Here is a 15365-nt window from a genome sequence, read left to right on the forward strand (position 1 = left end):
CGTGGTCTTCCCCGCCCGGCGGTGGGCCGACCGTTTCTCCGTCGCGGCCCCCGCGGTGGCCGTCCCCGGGGGGTCGCGGGGGCGGGCCCCCGCCCCCCCGCGGGGGCCCGGGGCCCCCGCCGCAGGAGCAGGGGTCCCGCGGCCGCGGCGGCCAGCAGGCCGGCGCCGAAGGCGGAGGCGAGCCACGCGATGCTTCCCACGGGGACGCGCAGGTCGCGCGCCAGCATCACCAAGGTGGCACCGAGGCTCGTCACGCAGAACCCAAGGGCGGCCTGGGCGATTCCGACCTGGAGATCGCCGCGCGCGTTCCGCGCCGCCCCGGCCCCGCCCGCCCGCTCCTCGGCGGCTCCCGCCCCTTCCGTGCCTTTCCCGCCGACCGGTGAGCCGGTCGCGGCGTCCTTCGGCTCCCGTGAGCCGGTCCCGGTGTCGGTGGGAGGGGGTGAGCCGGGCGTGTCCTTCGATGTGGGGAGGTGGGCGGGTTCACTCATCGCGGTTCACTCTTCCCGTCTCTTCCCGTCTCGGGCCGTCCCAATGGCGAGCAGGACGGCGGTCCACGTCTCTCAGGTCCATTCGGCCCTCCCGGTTATACTCGTTGCACGAGCATAAGACGATGGGTGCTACCGATGGCAAGTGACAGACCCGAACGGGCACGAAACGCGCGGTGGCGCGCGGCGGCGGACGTGCTGGCGCAGGTGCGCAGGGAGCCGGGGATCACCCGAGCGTCGGTCGCCCGGCGGCTGAACCTCAGCACCGGCTCGGCCACCGAGATCACCGCGCGGCTGCGCGACCTGCGCCTGCTCACCGAGACCCCCGCACCGGTGCGAGGACGTGGGCGGCCGACGACGGTCCTCGCGCCTCATCCCTCGGGTCCGCTGGTCCTCGCCGCCGAACTGCGCCAGGAGGACTGGCGCTGCGCCGTGGCGACGCTGGACGGGCGGGTCGAGCACCTCCAGGCCGGCCGCCATGCCAGCCGTGACCCAGGTCCCGTGCTCGCCGAGCTGCGCCAGGTCCTCGACCGTTCGCGGCGGTGGTACGGGGAGCGGGTGCGCGCGGTCTCCCTCGCCGTGGCCGCGACGTTCGTCGACGGCCATCTCGTCCAGGCCTCCAACCTGGGCTGGGGCCCGGTCGACCTCACCGGGCTGATCGCCGGGTCCGGCCTGCCGCTGCTCGTGGGCAACGACGCGACCCTCGCCGGCGTCGCGGAGGCCCGCACCGGTTCCGCCTCGGGGGCCGCCACCGCCCTGCACCTGCTGGTCGAGGTCGGCATCGGCGGAGCCCTCATCGTCGGCGGGCATCCCGTGACGGGAGCGGGGGGCGCGGGTGGCGAGTACGGGCACATCCCCTTCGGTGACCGGCGGCTGCGCTGCCCCTGCGGCGCCCGCGGCTGCTGGGACCTGGAGGTCGACGGGCGCGCCCTCGCCCGCCACCTCGGCGAGCCTCCTCCGGCCGACCCGCATACGTACATGCGTGACGTGCTCGACCGCGCTCCCCGCGACGCGGCGGCCAGGCGGGCGGTGGCCGCCGTCGCCCGCGCGCTGGCGAGCGGCATCGCCGGGCTGGTCAACGCGCACGCCCCCGACGTGGTCACGCTGGGCGGGTTCGCCGGTCCTCTGCGCGCCGCCGCCCCCGCCGAGTTCGGCGAGGCCTACGCCGAGGGCCTGATGACCTTCCGCAGGGCACAGCCCCCGCCGGTCCTCGACGCGGCGCACGGCGACGAGGGCGCGCTGCGCGGCGCGGTCGCCGTCGGGCTCGACCACGTCACCAGCGAGGCCGCCCTGGCCTCCTGGGCGGAGCGGCACCCCCGGTGAACCCGGCCATCGGCCAGTCGTCGTCCTCTACACGCCCGGCTACCGGCTGCGCCTCAGGAGCATCGGGAGCAGCCTCGACCTGGCGTGCTTCTCGAAGTCTCCGGCGTCGTTGACCCTCGGGAAGGGCTCGGCCGGCACCGGTACCTCCAGGAACGCGCACAGCGGCTCCCAGCCCTGGCGGACCTCGAAGACGAGCAGCCGCTCGGGCGGGATGGCCGCCCTGACCTCTTCGATGTGCGCCTGGAAGGTCTTCATCGCGTGCTCGGGGTCGCCCATGCGCCCGCCGAACACCCGCCTGTCGACGGTCAGCCGGCTCATCTCGCCGAACGCCGCGAAGTCGGTGCCCAGCAGGGAGGACACCCGCAGCATCGTCTTCCCCACCAGCGTGCCGCTCCGGCCGCGCTGCTTGAGGATGGTGGCGTTCATGCTGTCCAGCCAGCGCCGGGGATCTCGTACCGTGAGGACGACCTTGGCCTCGGGGTAGTGCTCGGCGAGCTCACGCCAGTAGGCGGCGGCGGGCCAGTCGACGCATGAGCCGTAGCCGCCCATGAGCGCGTCCCAGTCGGCCCGCTGTCCCTGGGCGATGGCCAGCCAGCGGTGGATCTGGCCGGGGTTGGTGAAGACCTCCGTCATGTGGTGGCACGGCCCGAAGCCCAGCCGCTCCAGGGCGGTCTTGAGGGACAGCGTTCCGGTACGGCCGAACCCCGCGCCGATGACCCGCATATTTCCCACCATTCCGATCGGGAACTGCCACAACTGGCAACGTGACCATGTTCCATCGACGGGGGAGGGCAGGCAAGCGGATGTGTCACGGCACGGGTTCGCGAGGACCGGTGACCGGCCGGGTGGACGAGCCTCGTCGGAGGTCCTGGGGCCTGGCCGTCAGAGGGTCACCGGCAGCGCGGTCAGCCGCCAGGTGCCCGGGTCGGGGGCGCGCAGCTCGTCCGGGGAGGCGGCGAGCGCCAGGCCGGGGAAGCGGCGCAGCAGCCCCGTGAGCGCGACCTCGGTCTGCACGCGGGCGAAAGACGCCCCCAGGCAGAAGTGCGGGCCGTGAGCGAAGCCCAGGTGGCCCGCCCCGCCGCGCCGTCCGACGTCGAACCGGTCGGGGTCGGCGAACGCGCGTGGGTCGCGGTTGGCGGCGGCGACCGCGACGGTGACGGCCTCTCCCTTGCGCACCGGCACGCCGTGGAGCTCGATGTCCTCCCGCGCGTAACGGGGGATCGAAAGCAGCGTCGGACCGCACCAGCGCATCAGCTCCTCGACGGCGAGCGGCATGAGCCCGGGATCCTCGCGCAGCACGGCGAGCTGCCCGGCGTGGGAGAGCAGGGCAAGCACGGCGTTGGCGATGAGGTTCGTGGGCGTCTGCCCCGCGAGGACGAGTTGCCAGCCCAGCGTGACCATCTCGGTGTCGTCGAGCCGGTCGCCGTCCTCGGCCTGCGCGCGGATGAGGTCGGAGACCAGGTCGTCGCGGAGCTCACCGCGCCGGCGCGCCACCGCGGCCTTGGCGCCTTCCATGATCCCCGGCACGGCCTCGGCGAACCCCTTCCCCGAACCCGCCGCCACGGTGGCGCCGTACGCGCGCCACCGCGGGCGGTCGGGCTCGGGGATGCCGACCAGCTCGCAGATGACGTCCATCGGCAACGGCCGCGTCAGGTGGGTGAACAGGTCGACAGAGCCGTCCTCGACATGGCCCGGCAGGTCGTCGAGCAGCCTCTCGACGATCGGCTCCATCCTCGGCCGGAATTCCGCGGCGCGGCGCGCGGTGAACGCGGGGGCCACCAGCCTGCGCAGCCGCGCGTGCTCCGGCTGACTCATCTCGGTCATGGTCCGCATGTACGGCAGGCAGTCTTCGGGCACGTCAGGCCGCATGAAGCTGTTGGCGTTGAGCTCGAATCGCGGGTCGCCCAGCATCGCCCTGCCGTCCTCGTGCCGGGTGAGGGCCCACATCGGGAGACCGGGGATCAGCAACCGCGCCAGCGGGGACCGCTCCCGGGCGCGTCCGTAGACGGTGAAGGGGTCGCGCATGACCTCGGGGTCGGTGAGGTCGATCTCGGGGACGCCGCTCATGGTTCCTCCCATAATTGAAATGTCATGAACATATGATCTCATCATCTGAATGGTGACGGTATCTTGGATCGGCGCGCGTGGCAATCGCGGGCGACGGGAGACGGGGAGGACGATGGGCCGGCTCACCAGGGCGGAGATGCGCGAGTTCAACCGTGCCAAGGTGCTGGCCGCCGCCAGGGACGAGTTCACCGAGAGGGGCTTCCGCGACGCCAAGATCGACGGCATCGCCGAGCGCGCCGGGCTCACCCGAGGCGCGGTGTACTCCAACTTCCCCGGCAAACGGGCCCTCTACTTCGCCGTCCTGGCCGACCTCGCCGAACGCGCGCCCGAGGAGCCGTACCCCGGGCACGACCTCGCCGGGCGCGCGCCCGGACCGCCTCACGGGCACGACGTCGCCGGGCGCGCGCCCGGACCGCCTCACGGGCACGACGTCGCCGGGAGCACGCCAGAGGCGTCCGACCCCGGGTACGGCCCTGGCGGGCGCATCCCCGAGGCGTCTCGCGCCGAGGGCGGCCGCTCCGCCCGCGAGGCGCTCGGCGCGTTCGCTCGCGTCTGGGTCGCGCGCCTTCCCCTCGCCACCGACGAGCAGAACGGCCCGGCCAGGCTCGGCATGGACCTGATGCCCGAGGTCCTCGCCGATGAGCAGACCCGGCTGCCGTTCGCGCAGCTCATGAAGCTGGACGCGATCCTGCTCGGGCTGGCCCTGGAGCGCCTGAGCCCATCCGGCGCGCCCGCGGCCCGCCGGATGCACGTCGCGGAGGCCGTGCTCACGACCCTGCACGGCGCGAGCCAGATGGCCGCCGCCGCGCCCGGCTTCATCGAGCCTTTCAACGTCGTCAGCGTCTGCGAACAGCTGGCGGGCCTTGAGTTCGACGACGTGTGGGCGCCCCCGCACCTGCCCTGGGTGCCGAAGGCACGGCCCGTGGACGAGGCGTGGTCGCCGCCACAGATGATGGACGCGGTGAGCGGCGAGCCCGCGCCGCTGGCGGCCGACGGCGTCGTGGCGATCCTCGGGCTGCACCGGCTCGAAGCCGCCGAGGAGGCGGTGCGCGCCGCGCCGCCCGGAGCCGAGGTCACCGCCGTCCTGGTCACCGGCGACCCCGACGAGTTCGCGCCGCTGGCCCGGCTGGTCATCGCCGACCTGCGCACCTGCCTGCGCGCGGCCTTCCCGCCGTCGGCCTGGCCGCGCCTGCGGGTGGTGTACGACGAGTCCGGTGAGCTCGCCGCGAGAGCGGGCGTTCCGGCGGTGAGCGACGGGACCGAGGCCGCGATCCGCGTCGAAGGGAGCCGCGTCGTCGCCCGGGCCGACGGGCACGGCGCGTGCCACGCGGCCGCGACCGCCGGCCGGGCCAAGTAGTTGATCTACAAAGTAAAGGCCGTCGACCTATAAAAAACCCTAATTACCTACCGGAAAACTTCCGCGACCGCCGGAATCCATCTACAGTGGCAAGGCACCTGTGTCGAACAGATCACCGAACCATGCGGCACCGCGCCGCGTTCCCTCCCCGTCCTGAAGGACGGGGTCTCCACGCTGGAGGTATCTGATGAAGATCGGCATCATTGGGGCCGGCAACATCGGCGGCAACCTCACCCGCCGTCTCACCGCTCTGGGCCATGAGGTCGCCGTCGCCAATTCGCGCGGCCCCGAGACCCTCACCGAGCTCGCCGAGGAGACCGGCGCCACCCCCGTCGCCGTCGAGGAGACCACGCGCGGCACGGAGGTCGTCATCGTCGCCATCCCCGTGAAGAGCGTTCCCCACCTGCCCGCCGGCCTCTTCGACGGGGTGCCGCGGAGCGTCGCGGTCATCGATACGGGCAACTACTACCCGAAGCAGCGGGACGGCCTGATCGCCTCCATCGAGGACGGCCTGACCGAGAGCCGCTGGACCGAGCAGCACCTCGGCCACCCCGTGATCAAGGCGTTCAACGGCACCTACGCCCAGCACATCCTCGACCTGCCGCGACCCAAGGGGACCCCCGGCCGCGTCGCATTGCCGATCGCCGGTGACGACCAGGCGGCCAAGCAGGTCGTCCGCGACCTCATCGACGAACTCGGCTTCGACACCGTCGACGCCGGAGGCATCGACGAATCCTGGCGCCAGCAGCCCGGCACGCCCGTGTACGGCCAGTCGGTGGAGGCCGACGCCATCCGCGACCTCCTCGCCAAGGCGACCCCCGAACGCACCGACGACTTCCGCGCCTGACCCGGGCCGGGAGCCATTGTCGATGCCGCGCGCAGGAGGAGGGCGGGTTCACGGCGGTTGGGTCTGCCAGGGCCCTCAGGGTGCTTCGGACCGCTCGGCCGGCGTGGTCAACGACAGGGGCTCCCGGTGTCGCGCACGGTATGGGTGATTTCGGCGGGCGCCGGTCCTGGATGCAGGATTCCGAGCCGCTGTGTGGCCCGGGTCATCGCCACGTACAGGTCGTTGTGTCCCCGGGGTGAGGCGGTCAGGATCGCGGCCGGATCGGCGATCAGCACCGAGTCGAATTCGAGGCCTTTGGCCTGCTTGACCCCCAGGACCACGACCCGGGCCGTCAGATCGGGGTGGGGGCCGAAGGCGGCGTCGGGGAGCGTCGCCTGGATCGCGGCGGCCAGTTCGGCGGCCCGTTCATCGGGGACGATCACCGCTCGCCGTCGCCGGACCGCGCGCCGGAGGCGATGTCCAGAACCCCTTGGGCATACGCGATGCGCTGGGCACGTTCTCGCGCCGCCCGTGCCCGAACGGCCCGATCGTCGACGCCGAGCAGTTCGGCGGCCTCGTCCAGCAGGGGCACGTCGGCCGTACTCCAGCCGCCGGGGGCCCGGATCAGCGATGCGCGCTCGGACTCGCTCAGCTGGGGCGCATCGCGTTGACGAAGAACGGTCGCGCCTGATTGTGCGGCAAGCCGGAGGCGCGGGCTTGTGCCGCGGCTCGCGCGCAGGCGTCGGGGTCCACGTGCAGGATGTCGGTACCGAACGCGAAGGAAACGCCGACGCCAGGCGGTGCCTGTCGCTCGCGTACGGCGGCGGCCAGCACCTCGGCCATCACCGCGCGGCCCACCAGCACGCCGTGGTGGTCGGATCGGATGATCGCGTCCTGTTCGGCCTGCAAGGTCGCCACGATTTCGCGCATCAGGCCGGTCCGTTCGGCATTCAGCGCCGCGAGCAACACGGCCTCCCCGGCCAGAGCCTCCGTAGCGGGTGATCTGCCGCCGTCGGCCGCAGGACTTGGCCATGACATCTTCTGAGCCTCGCCCCCTGCTCCCGTCACCGGCCCGCCGGTCGAGGGCCGTGGTGAGTCATCGGCCGCACCCCTGGTATGTCAGGTGAGCATGTCCAGGATGCGCCGCTCCTTGGCCGGGTCGATGCCGTGCCGAGGCCTGTCGGGCCGTGGCACGGGGTCTCCTTCGGTCTGGAGCCAGGCCCAGGTGTCGGCGACCGTCTCCTGGACCGGGCGGCAGGTGAGTCCCGCGTCGTGTGCGGCCGTTACGTCGGAGTCGTGCATGCCGCCGTACTCGGCGTCCTGGGGCAGCCAGATCGGCATCTCGGTCCACGGGGCGACGCCGGCCTCGTCGAGCACCTCGGGGGAGGCCCAGACCAGCTCCGCGTCCGACCCGGTCACCTTCACCGCCGTTTCGAGCAGTTCGCCCATGGTGGTGAACCCGGGGCGGCTCACGGTGTTGAACGCGCCGGCGACACCACGCTCGGCGGTGCCGAGCATCCATTTCGCCAGGTCCCGGGCATCGATGTACTGGAGCGGGCGGGAGGGGCCGCCGGGTGCCAGGACCCGTCCGCCGCGCGCGATGCGGCGAAGCCACCAGGGCAGCCGTCCGATGTTCTCGTACGGCCCGAGTATCAGCCCGGCGCGGGCGAGCAGGGCCCGGTCGCCGAAGGCGCGCAGGACGGCGAGTTCGCCGCCGCGTTTCATGGCGGCGTAGTCCTCGCCGTCGGCGGAGTCGGGGTCGCCCTCGACCAGCGGGGCGTGCTCGTCGACGCCAAGGGGGAACGGCCAGCGGTAGACCGATCGGCTGGACACGTACCCGTAGTGACCGGTGCGGCCGGTGAGCAGCTCGCAGGAGTCGCGGACCACGCGTGGTGCGCCGCTCCAGGCGTCGATGACCGCGTCCCAATGCCGGTCTCCGAGCGCGCGGCGCAGCGCGCCGGGGTCGGTGCGGTCCACGGTGATCGGGTCCACCCCCGTGGCCGGGGGTCGGCTCATTCCTCTGTTCAGCGTGGTGACGTCATGGCCGCTCGCCAGTGCCGTTTCGACGACGGCCCGTCCCACGAAATGCGTGCCACCGAGTACAAGAAGCCTCATACGGGCCATCCTGGGCTTCCTCGTGACCGGCGGCACCTCGAATTCACCACGGGCGTAGTCCGGGGGAGCGGTCACCAGCGGTTACAGCGCGATGAGCCCGGCGTTGGCGGGTTCGAATCCGCAGGCGTCGAAGTAGAAGCCGCGCAGGTGGTCCTCGAAGTCCACGTGCAGCCACTCACATCCGGCGGCGCGTGCCTCCTGGGTGGCGATGGCGACCAGTCGCGTCGCGACGCCGTGGCGTCGATGGCGCGCGGTGACCAGGGTGTCGAGGAGGAAGGCGTGGACGCCGCCGTCCCAGGCGACGTTGACGAAACCGGCGAGCCCGCCGTCCTGCCGGGCACAGACCCATCCCAGGCTGTGCCGGTTCACCTGCGTCCACCAGTCGTCGGCCGGCGGGGCGTGCTGGAAACCCTCCGCGTGCAGGGTGTTGACCTCGGTGTTGCCGAAGGCGCCGCGCCATTGGTACGTGATCGTCATACAGGCGATTGTGGGCGGGCCCGGCCATGCCGGCGACAGGTTTTCGGCCGGTGACGAGCACCGCCTCGAAGGAGTACCACGTCGACCAGGCGGTCACGGGCACCCGCGACTCCGCGGGTGCCCGTCGGCCTATCGGTCGGGGGGTGTGTCAGGCCCCGAGGGACTCCGCGGCCAGCGCGGTGCCCTCCAGGCGGGCGGTGATCTTGGCGAACGCGATCTCACGGGAGGTGGAGGTGTCGTCGGCGAACGGGGAGAACCCGCAGTCGTCGCAGCTGCCGAGCTGCTCGGCCGGGATGTACCGGGCGGCCAGGAGCAGCAGGTCACGGACCTGCTCGGGCGTCTCGACCCGTGGGTCGATCGGGTCGGTCACGCCGACGAAGACCTTCGCCCCGGAGGGGAGGTTGTCGCGGATGACGCCCAGCACTCGCTCGGGGTCGGGCTCGCTGGCCAGCTGGATGTAGAAGTTGCCGGCCCGCAGGCCGAACAGTTTCGGCAGCAGGCCCGCGTAGTCGACGTCCAGGCTGTGGGTGGAGTCCTGGTCCCCGCCGGGGCAGGTGTGCACGCCGATGCGGGACCGTTCGGTTTCGCTGAATCGTTCCAGCACCTGGTTGTTGAGGGTGACGAAGTCGTCGAGCAGGCCGCCGCTCGGGTCGAGCTTGAGCGACAGCCTGCCCTCGGTGAAGTCGAGTTGCACCACATGGGCGCCGGCGTCCAGGCAGCCGCGGATGTCCGCCTCGGCCTCGGCGGTCAGGTCGTCAAGGAAGGTCTTGCGCGGGTAGTCGTCGATGCCGTCGGCGGGGTAGAGCAGGCTCAGCGCCGAGGGGGCGATGACCGCCTGTTTCACCGGCAGGGCGGTGTGGCGCTGTGCCTCCCGCAGGTAGGTGTCGGCGTGCACCTGGTAGCGGAACGGCCCGGAGGTCAGGCGCGGCAGCTGCCGGGTGTGGCCGTCGGCGAAGGGTATGACGGCGCCGTCGGGGCTGAGGCCGTCCAGCCCGGTGATCGGGTAGGTGGCGAAGCTCGGCTTGGACTGCTCGCCGTCGACGACGACCGGGCAGCCGAGCCGCTCCAGTCGTGCGATGGTGTCGGCGACGGCCTCGGCCTGCAGCGCGGCCAGCTCGGCGTCGCCGATCCGGCCTTCGGAGTGGCCGGAGAGTGCGGCCAGCAGAGCGGGGGGTCGAGGGAGACTTCCGATAGGTTCGGTAGGAATGCCCATGGGGGAGAGCCTAGATAACAATCTGTGGCTAAGCAATCACTGATCTCATCTCGTGACGCTCGGCGCGGCGGGTGCGAACCGATGCCGGTGGGCGTGGTTCCCCGGTGGTTCCCCCGCTGGGAGGGGCCGTTCGCGCAGGAGATGGTGGGGCCGCGCTCGCGGGCTCTGTGGGGGTCATCCAGGGTGGTGGAGGGCGTCGCTCAGGGAGGGGAACACCTCGAACAGCGACGTCAGGCCGGTGATGGCCAGCCGCCGTCTCACGTTCGGTGGCGGGCCGGCGAGCAGGAGCCGGATGCCCGATGCCTGGCAGCGCTTGCGGGCGTGGAGGAGCTCGCCCAGTCCTGCGGAGTCGCACAGTCCGATCTCCGAGAGGTCGATGATCATTCTGGTGGCCTCCGGGGTGCGCGCGGCGGTCTCGACCTGGTCCCGCAAGGCGGGGGTGGAGCTGAAGTCCAGGTTGCCGATGGCGCGGATGACGAGCGCCCCGGTGCCGGGGAGGGCGAAGAAGGAGTCGTGCTCGGCGTCCATGGCGATGATCGGCCCTTCTGCGGGAGCGCACTTCCCGGATGGACCCCTGTCCAGGCGGAAACCTTCGCCTTCCCTAACCGCACGCGCCGGTTTGTAACCCGCCCGCGTACCTCTTTGCCCAAAGGTGGCCTCTGTCTGCCTCTGCCTCTGCCTCTGCCTCTGCCTCTGCCTCTGCCTCTGCCTCTGCCTCTGCCTGGGCCGCTCGCCGGGAGCGGCCCGGTGGGGTGGCTCAGCGGGTGGGCTGGGTGGGGTGGGGGGCGTCGGGGACCATGCCGATCATGGTGTTGGTGATGGCCCACCGTTCGTGGTCTCGCCAGGCGCCGTCGATGAACAGCATTTCGGGGGCGTAGCCCTCGCAGCGGAAGCCGTGGCGCCGGACCAGCTTCAGGGAGGCGTGGTTGTCGGGCTGGATCTGGGCCTCCAGCCGGTGGAGTCGTAGCTCCTCGAACGCGTAGCGCAGCACCAGGGCGAGGCCTTCGGACATGTACCCCTGGCCGGCCGTGGGAGCGAAGGCCGCGTAGGCGAGCGAGCCGTTCTGGAAGCGCCCGCGGATGATGCTGTTGATGTTGACGTTGCCCGCGATGGCGCCGGTGTCGCGCACGCAGACCAGCAGGCTCTCGGCCGACAGCGGGTCGTCGAATCGTCCGAGGTAGGTCTGGAACTCCTGCGGTGTGGTGGGAAGGGACATCCACGGATGGTGCAGGCCGACGCTGGCGCGGGCCAGGGCGACGAACTCGTCTTGGTCGTCGTGGGTGAGCCTGCGCAGGGTCACCCGGGAGGGGCCTTCCCGCCCGTCGCCGGGGAACGTCCCGGTCGCCGCCTGTCCGGTTCCTACGACCCCGTCGTCATCGATCACGGACGGAACCGTATCGCGGCGCGTCGCCCGGCCGGCCGGTACGCGGGGCCCGCCTGCCGGGAAGGCGGTCTCCGGCGCGCCGCCCACGGGTCCACGAGACACCACTTTCACAACCTACCCGGCGGCGACGCCGCCGAGAGCATCTCCACCCCTGGACGTGCGTAATCGGACATATCGGGTAGAAACCACATAAGGTATCCACTAGATCTTCGGGGGTCATCATGACCGTAGAGCACACCGGCAGGACGGCTCAGGACGTGATGCACGAAGGGGCCCTGTGCATCAGCGAACGCGACAGCCTGCGCATGGCCGCGCAGATGATGCGTGATCTGCAGGTCGGCTCGCTGCCGATCTGCGGAGACGACGACAGGCTGAAGGGCGTCATCACCGACCGGGACATCGTGGTCAAGTGCTGCGCTTCGGGCGGGAACGTCGACGAGACCACCGCCGGGGAACTGGCGAGCGGCCTGGTGTGGATCGACGCCGATGCCAGCCTGGAGGACGCGCTGGCCACGATGGAGCAGCACCAGATCAAGCGCCTGCCCGTGATCCGCGATCACCGGCTCGTCGGCATGATCACCGAGGCCGACCTGGCCAGGAACCTGCCCGACGGCGAGCTCGCGGAGTTCGTCCATCGCGTCTACGCGGGCGTCTGAGCGAGGGGCGGCACGCCCGCTGTGCTTCGCTACCTGAGCAGGGACCGCCTCGCGATCGTGGCGGCCCTGCTGGCCCCGCCGGCCGTCTCGGCGGTGCTTCTACCGTTTCGTACGGGCCTGTCGAACACGAACGTGGCCCTCGCGCTGGTCGTCGTCGTGGTCGCGGTGGCCGCCACCGGCAACCGCCTGGCGGGGGCGCTCGCGGCGGTGTCGGCCGCCGTGTGGTTCGACTTCTTCTTCACCTCGCCCTACCAGCGGTTCACCGTCGCCCGGGCTTCGGACATCCAGACCGCGGTCCTGCTGCTCATCGTGGGGCTGGTCGTCTCGCAGCTGGCCGCCCGGGCGCGGCGCCTGCGGGTGGTCGCCGTCACCGACGCCGCCTACCTGGCCCAGATCCACGACACCGCCGAGCTGGCCCAGTCGGCGAGGTCGCCCGACACGGTGGTCGACCACGTCAGGGGCCAGCTCACCGGCCTGCTGCACCTGCGCGGCTGCCGCTTCCAGTACGGGACCCTGATCGGCCATCCACCCCGTCTCGAACAGGACGGCACCGTGGTCTGGGGACACCGGCGCTGGGACGTCGACCGCCTGGGCCTTCCGGACGAGGAGGTCGAGCTGCGCACACTGGGAAACGGTCACTTCTACGGCCGGTTCCTGCTCGATCCCACGCCCGGGGCCGTGCCGCCGCTGCAGGCACGGCTCGTGGCGGTCACCCTCGCCGACCAGGTGGGGGCCGCGCTCGACACCGCCGCCAACGGCTAGGGCGCTCGTCACCGGCCCATCCAGGTCGTCTCCTGATAAATGCGGCATGGGGCACGTTTTATCGCATGTCGCCCCGGGCGTTGGGTGGTGATGGGACCCGCCCGGTGACAATTGAGGGAGTCACCGCCTGCGGGGGCCGTGCCAAAACTGCAAAAGGGGACAGGCACATGAACACTCGTCTTCTCGCCCTTCCGGTCGTGGCGGCGCTGTCGCTCACGACCGCCCACGGCACATCGGCCGGAGCGGCCACGGACGCCGCCCTGACGCGGGGCGCCGTCCAGGCGCCGGCGCGACCGCCGTCCGCACCGGTCGGGCCAGGGTGCTCTTCCCTGCCGCAGTCGGGCCCCGGGAGCGTCGCCGACCTGGCGCGGCTCCGGGTGGTCACCGCCGCCTCGCACAGCCCGGACCTTTCGACCTTCTACTCGGCCGTCAACAAGGCGGGCCTGGTGAACAAGCTGAACACCACCAAGGACATCACCGTGTTCGCGCCCACCAACGACGCCTTCAACAAGCTCGGGAAGCGGAAGCTGGACAAGCTGCTCGCGGACAAGAACGCGCTGACCAAGGTTCTCACCTACCACGTCGTGCAGGGCGGGAAGACGCCCGCCGACCTCAAGAAGGGCGGCTTCGCCACCCTGGAAGGCGGCAAGATCACCACTCGTGGCTCCGGTGACAAGATCAAGGTCAACGACGCCCACATCGTCTGCGGCGACCTGCGGACCCGCAACGCCACCGTCTACGTCATCGACGGGGTCCTGACGCCCAAGAAGTGAGGGTCGGCCCGGGTCTAGGGGCTCTGGGGGCCCCGGTAGGGCAGGGTCTGGCTGTACACGATGCTGGTGGTCGTGCTGCCGAACCGGGCCAGCTCGTTGATGAGCTGTTCGAGGTGGGCCATGGAGGTCGCGGCGACCTTCAGCGTGTAGCAGTCGTCGCCGGTGGTCCGCAGGCACTCAAGGATCTCGAAGCGCTCGGCGAGCAGCCGGTGCAGGGGCTCGTGGCGGCTGCCCGGGTACTTCAGGCGCACCACGGCCAGCACGGCGAGACCCACCTTCACCAGGTCGACACTGGCGTGGTAACCGGTGATGACGCCCGCCGTCTCCAGCCGCCTGACCCGCTCGGTCGCCGCGGAGGCGCTGAGGTTGACCCGCCGGCCGAGCTCGGTGAGCGGGATGCGGCCGTCCCGCTGCACCTCGGCCAGGATCGACCAGTCGGTCGCGTCAAGACTCTCGGTCATTGGGCAAAGATACCGGCAGATCCACGGCCCATCGGCCCGTACGCCGGGAGGAATCCCTTCCAGCCGTTGACGATCACTGGATAGCCTTGACCAGTGCAAATAGGTGTGAATGTCCCGAACTTCGGGCCTGGTACCGACCCAGGCGTGCTGAGGAGCTGGGCGCAGACGGTCGAGGGGCTGGGCTTCGACCTGCTGATGGTCTCCGACCACGTCGCGGTGACGCCCGACGTCGCCGAGCAGTACCCTGCGCCGTTCTACGAGCCCTTCACCACCCTGTCCTGGCTGGCCGGTGTCACCCGGCGCGTCGGCCTCGGGACCACCGTGCTCGTCGTGCCGTACCGGCACCCGCTGCTCATCGCCCGCATGGCCGCCAACCTCAACCAGCTCAGCGGGGGGCGGCTGGTCCTCGGCGTCGGCGTCGGCTGGGCGCGGCAGGAGTACGCCGCGCTCGGAGCCCCCTTCGAACAGCGGGGGAAGCTGACCGACGAGCACCTTGAGGCGGTGCGCGCCGCCTGGGAGGACGACCAGGACTACCGCAGCGGGCGGATACCGATCTGGGTCGGCGGCAACAGCGACGCCGGCCTGCGCCGGGCGGTACGCCTCGGCGACGCCTGGCACCCGCTGAGGAACACCCTCGGCTGGCTGCGCGAGGCCCGGGACCGGCTGAAGGCCGCCGCCACCGAGCAGGAGCGGCCGGAACCCGCGCTGACCCCCCGCATCGCCCTGCGGCTCACCGAGTCGCCGGTCACCGGCCCGGAGCGGCTCGCCGGCGAGGGCACCATCGACCAGATCCTCGACGACCTCGAACAACTGCGCCTTCTCGGCGCCGGCACCGTCGTGCTCGACCCGTTCAACGGCGACCCGGACGAGACCCGCCACCCGCATACGGCGTGGCAGGCGCTCGCGACCGTGGCCGCGCACCGCGGGCTCGGCACACACCACACAGGAACGGAACGACAGTGACACACGACGACGAACGCCTCCTCCGCAGGGCCATCGAGCTCGCGAGCACCGCGCGGACGGGCGGAAACCCGCCGTTCGGGTCGCTGCTGGCGGGGCCGGACGGCACCGTGCTCGTCGAAGAGCGCAACACCGTCCTCACCGACCATGACATCACCGCCCACCCCGAGCTGAAGCTGGCCAGGTGGGCGGCCCGCGAACTCGACCCCGCCGCAGCGGCGGCCACCACGATGTACACCAGCTGCCAGCCCTGCGGCATGTGCGCGGGCGCCATCGAACGGTCCGGCCTCGGCCGCGTCGTGTTCGCGCTCTCCACCGAGCAGCTCACCGGCCTCAAGCCGGCCGCCACCGCCCCGGGCGCGCGCCAGGAAGGCCCGGCGCTGTTCGACGAGGCGCGCGTCCCGGTCGACGGCTACTACACCTGATCCCCATCGGCCCCGCGCGGGACGGCCACGCCTACGTCGTCCCGCGCCGTACGGGCTGCTTCGACGCCGGCCCGCGCCCTG

The 15365-nt window shown here is 71.7% G+C and carries 20 protein-coding genes; 8 read left to right on the forward strand and 12 right to left on the reverse strand.

Annotated elements, in window-relative coordinates:
- On the reverse strand, positions 1 to 488 hold a 488-nt coding region (locus AB0B89_RS19200), incomplete at its 3' end, for a hypothetical protein (RefSeq protein WP_358554199.1).
- Between the two features lie 135 nt (positions 489 to 623).
- On the opposite strand from AB0B89_RS19200, the gene AB0B89_RS19205 reads away from it, so the two are divergent.
- Positions 624 to 1808, forward strand: coding sequence for an ROK family transcriptional regulator (locus tag AB0B89_RS19205; RefSeq protein WP_358554201.1), 1185 nt, complete (start codon positions 624 to 626; stop codon positions 1806 to 1808).
- A 39-nt stretch (positions 1809 to 1847) separates the two neighbouring features.
- Here AB0B89_RS19205 and AB0B89_RS19210 read toward each other — a convergent pair whose 3' ends face one another.
- Entirely contained in the window at positions 1848 to 2531 is a 684-nt protein-coding gene (locus AB0B89_RS19210; RefSeq protein ID WP_358554204.1) for a sulfotransferase family protein, read from the reverse strand.
- 159 nt (positions 2532 to 2690) lie between these two features.
- Complete coding sequence (locus tag AB0B89_RS19215) at positions 2691 to 3875, reverse strand: cytochrome P450 (RefSeq protein ID WP_358554206.1); 1185 nt, start codon at positions 3873 to 3875, stop codon at positions 2691 to 2693.
- A gap of 112 nt (positions 3876 to 3987) precedes the next feature.
- On the opposite strand from AB0B89_RS19215, the gene AB0B89_RS19220 reads away from it, so the two are divergent.
- Both AB0B89_RS19220 and AB0B89_RS19225 read left to right on the forward strand, forming a co-directional pair.
- A complete protein-coding gene (locus AB0B89_RS19220) occupies positions 3988 to 5232 on the forward strand; it encodes a helix-turn-helix domain-containing protein (protein WP_358554209.1) in 1245 nt (414 codons plus the stop codon).
- Between the two features lie 187 nt (positions 5233 to 5419).
- Positions 5420 to 6079 carry an NAD(P)-binding domain-containing protein gene (locus AB0B89_RS19225; RefSeq protein ID WP_358554212.1) on the forward strand — a complete coding sequence of 220 codons (660 nt, stop codon included), beginning with the start codon at positions 5420 to 5422 and terminating at the stop codon, positions 6077 to 6079.
- A gap of 107 nt (positions 6080 to 6186) precedes the next feature.
- Here AB0B89_RS19225 and AB0B89_RS19230 read toward each other — a convergent pair whose 3' ends face one another.
- The 8 genes from AB0B89_RS19230 to AB0B89_RS19265 form a co-directional block, all read right to left on the reverse strand.
- A complete protein-coding gene (locus AB0B89_RS19230; RefSeq protein ID WP_358554215.1) occupies positions 6187 to 6501 on the reverse strand; it encodes an ATP-binding domain-containing protein in 315 nt (104 codons plus the stop codon).
- Complete coding sequence (locus tag AB0B89_RS19235) at positions 6498 to 6650, reverse strand: hypothetical protein (RefSeq protein ID WP_358554218.1); 153 nt, start codon at positions 6648 to 6650, stop codon at positions 6498 to 6500. Before AB0B89_RS19235 ends, AB0B89_RS19230 begins: the two co-directional genes overlap by 4 nt.
- 56 nt (positions 6651 to 6706) lie before the next feature.
- Complete coding sequence (locus AB0B89_RS19240) at positions 6707 to 7024, reverse strand: hypothetical protein (protein ID WP_358554221.1); 318 nt, start codon at positions 7022 to 7024, stop codon at positions 6707 to 6709.
- Between the two features lie 153 nt (positions 7025 to 7177).
- Entirely contained in the window at positions 7178 to 8173 is a 996-nt protein-coding gene (locus tag AB0B89_RS19245) for an NAD-dependent epimerase/dehydratase family protein (protein WP_358554223.1), read from the reverse strand.
- A gap of 81 nt (positions 8174 to 8254) precedes the next feature.
- On the reverse strand, positions 8255 to 8650 hold the full coding sequence (locus AB0B89_RS19250; RefSeq protein WP_358554226.1) for a GNAT family N-acetyltransferase: 396 nt from the start codon (positions 8648 to 8650) through the stop codon (positions 8255 to 8257).
- Positions 8651 to 8798: 148 nt separating this feature from the next.
- Complete coding sequence (locus AB0B89_RS19255; RefSeq protein ID WP_358554229.1) at positions 8799 to 9863, reverse strand: cobalamin-independent methionine synthase II family protein; 1065 nt, start codon at positions 9861 to 9863, stop codon at positions 8799 to 8801.
- A 174-nt stretch (positions 9864 to 10037) separates the two neighbouring features.
- Positions 10038 to 10391, reverse strand: coding sequence for an STAS domain-containing protein (locus tag AB0B89_RS19260; RefSeq protein ID WP_358554232.1), 354 nt, complete (start codon positions 10389 to 10391; stop codon positions 10038 to 10040).
- A 229-nt stretch (positions 10392 to 10620) separates the two neighbouring features.
- Positions 10621 to 11247 (reverse strand): GNAT family N-acetyltransferase, encoded by a 627-nt coding sequence (locus AB0B89_RS19265; protein ID WP_358554235.1) that lies wholly within the window; start codon positions 11245 to 11247, stop codon positions 10621 to 10623.
- A gap of 221 nt (positions 11248 to 11468) precedes the next feature.
- Here AB0B89_RS19265 and AB0B89_RS19270 point away from each other — a divergent pair, with 221 nt between their 5' ends.
- From AB0B89_RS19270 to AB0B89_RS19280, 3 genes are all read left to right on the forward strand, one after another.
- Positions 11469 to 11903 (forward strand): CBS domain-containing protein, encoded by a 435-nt coding sequence (locus AB0B89_RS19270; protein ID WP_358554238.1) that lies wholly within the window; start codon positions 11469 to 11471, stop codon positions 11901 to 11903.
- Positions 11904 to 11924: 21 nt separating this feature from the next.
- Positions 11925 to 12665, forward strand: a complete 741-nt coding sequence (locus AB0B89_RS19275) for a DUF4118 domain-containing protein (RefSeq protein WP_358554241.1) — start codon at positions 11925 to 11927, stop codon at positions 12663 to 12665.
- A 167-nt stretch (positions 12666 to 12832) separates the two neighbouring features.
- Complete coding sequence (locus AB0B89_RS19280) at positions 12833 to 13438, forward strand: fasciclin domain-containing protein (protein WP_358554244.1); 606 nt, start codon at positions 12833 to 12835, stop codon at positions 13436 to 13438.
- Between the two features lie 14 nt (positions 13439 to 13452).
- Here the strand turns inward: AB0B89_RS19280 and AB0B89_RS19285 are convergent, their stop codons facing one another.
- A complete protein-coding gene (locus tag AB0B89_RS19285; protein ID WP_358554246.1) occupies positions 13453 to 13899 on the reverse strand; it encodes an Lrp/AsnC family transcriptional regulator in 447 nt (148 codons plus the stop codon).
- A 144-nt stretch (positions 13900 to 14043) separates the two neighbouring features.
- Here AB0B89_RS19285 and AB0B89_RS19290 point away from each other — a divergent pair, with 144 nt between their 5' ends.
- Both AB0B89_RS19290 and AB0B89_RS19295 read left to right on the forward strand, forming a co-directional pair.
- A complete protein-coding gene (locus AB0B89_RS19290; protein WP_358554249.1) occupies positions 14044 to 14862 on the forward strand; it encodes an LLM class flavin-dependent oxidoreductase in 819 nt (272 codons plus the stop codon).
- Positions 14859 to 15284, forward strand: coding sequence for a nucleoside deaminase (locus AB0B89_RS19295; protein WP_358554252.1), 426 nt, complete (start codon positions 14859 to 14861; stop codon positions 15282 to 15284). Before AB0B89_RS19290 ends, AB0B89_RS19295 begins: the two co-directional genes overlap by 4 nt.
- Positions 15285 to 15365: the final 81 nt, after the last annotated feature.

This window comes from Sphaerisporangium sp. NPDC049002 (assembly GCF_040649355.1).
In the GTDB taxonomy this organism is placed as follows: Bacteria; Actinomycetota; Actinomycetes; order Streptosporangiales; family Streptosporangiaceae; genus Sphaerisporangium.

What these genes read in the sequence shown, in the direction of transcription:
- AB0B89_RS19220 (WP_358554209.1), top strand. Translation starts at nt 3,988, where the DNA reads ATGGGCCGGCTCACCAGGGCGGAGATGCGCGAGTTCAACCGTGCCAAG.
- AB0B89_RS19205 (WP_358554201.1), top strand. Translation starts at nt 624, where the DNA reads ATGGCAAGTGACAGACCCGAACGGGCACGAAACGCGCGGTGGCGCGCG.
- AB0B89_RS19270 (WP_358554238.1), top strand. Translation starts at nt 11,469, where the DNA reads ATGACCGTAGAGCACACCGGCAGGACGGCTCAGGACGTGATGCACGAA.
- AB0B89_RS19250 (WP_358554226.1), bottom strand. Translation starts at nt 8,650, where the DNA reads ATGACGATCACGTACCAATGGCGCGGCGCCTTCGGCAACACCGAGGTC.
- AB0B89_RS19260 (WP_358554232.1), bottom strand. Translation starts at nt 10,391, where the DNA reads ATGGACGCCGAGCACGACTCCTTCTTCGCCCTCCCCGGCACCGGGGCG.
- AB0B89_RS19215 (WP_358554206.1), bottom strand. Translation starts at nt 3,875, where the DNA reads ATGAGCGGCGTCCCCGAGATCGACCTCACCGACCCCGAGGTCATGCGC.
- AB0B89_RS19255 (WP_358554229.1), bottom strand. Translation starts at nt 9,863, where the DNA reads ATGGGCATTCCTACCGAACCTATCGGAAGTCTCCCTCGACCCCCCGCT.
- AB0B89_RS19225 (WP_358554212.1), top strand. Translation starts at nt 5,420, where the DNA reads ATGAAGATCGGCATCATTGGGGCCGGCAACATCGGCGGCAACCTCACC.
- AB0B89_RS19210 (WP_358554204.1), bottom strand. Translation starts at nt 2,531, where the DNA reads ATGCGGGTCATCGGCGCGGGGTTCGGCCGTACCGGAACGCTGTCCCTC.
- AB0B89_RS19245 (WP_358554223.1), bottom strand. Translation starts at nt 8,173, where the DNA reads ATGAGGCTTCTTGTACTCGGTGGCACGCATTTCGTGGGACGGGCCGTC.
- AB0B89_RS19280 (WP_358554244.1), top strand. Translation starts at nt 12,833, where the DNA reads ATGAACACTCGTCTTCTCGCCCTTCCGGTCGTGGCGGCGCTGTCGCTC.
- AB0B89_RS19285 (WP_358554246.1), bottom strand. Translation starts at nt 13,899, where the DNA reads ATGACCGAGAGTCTTGACGCGACCGACTGGTCGATCCTGGCCGAGGTG.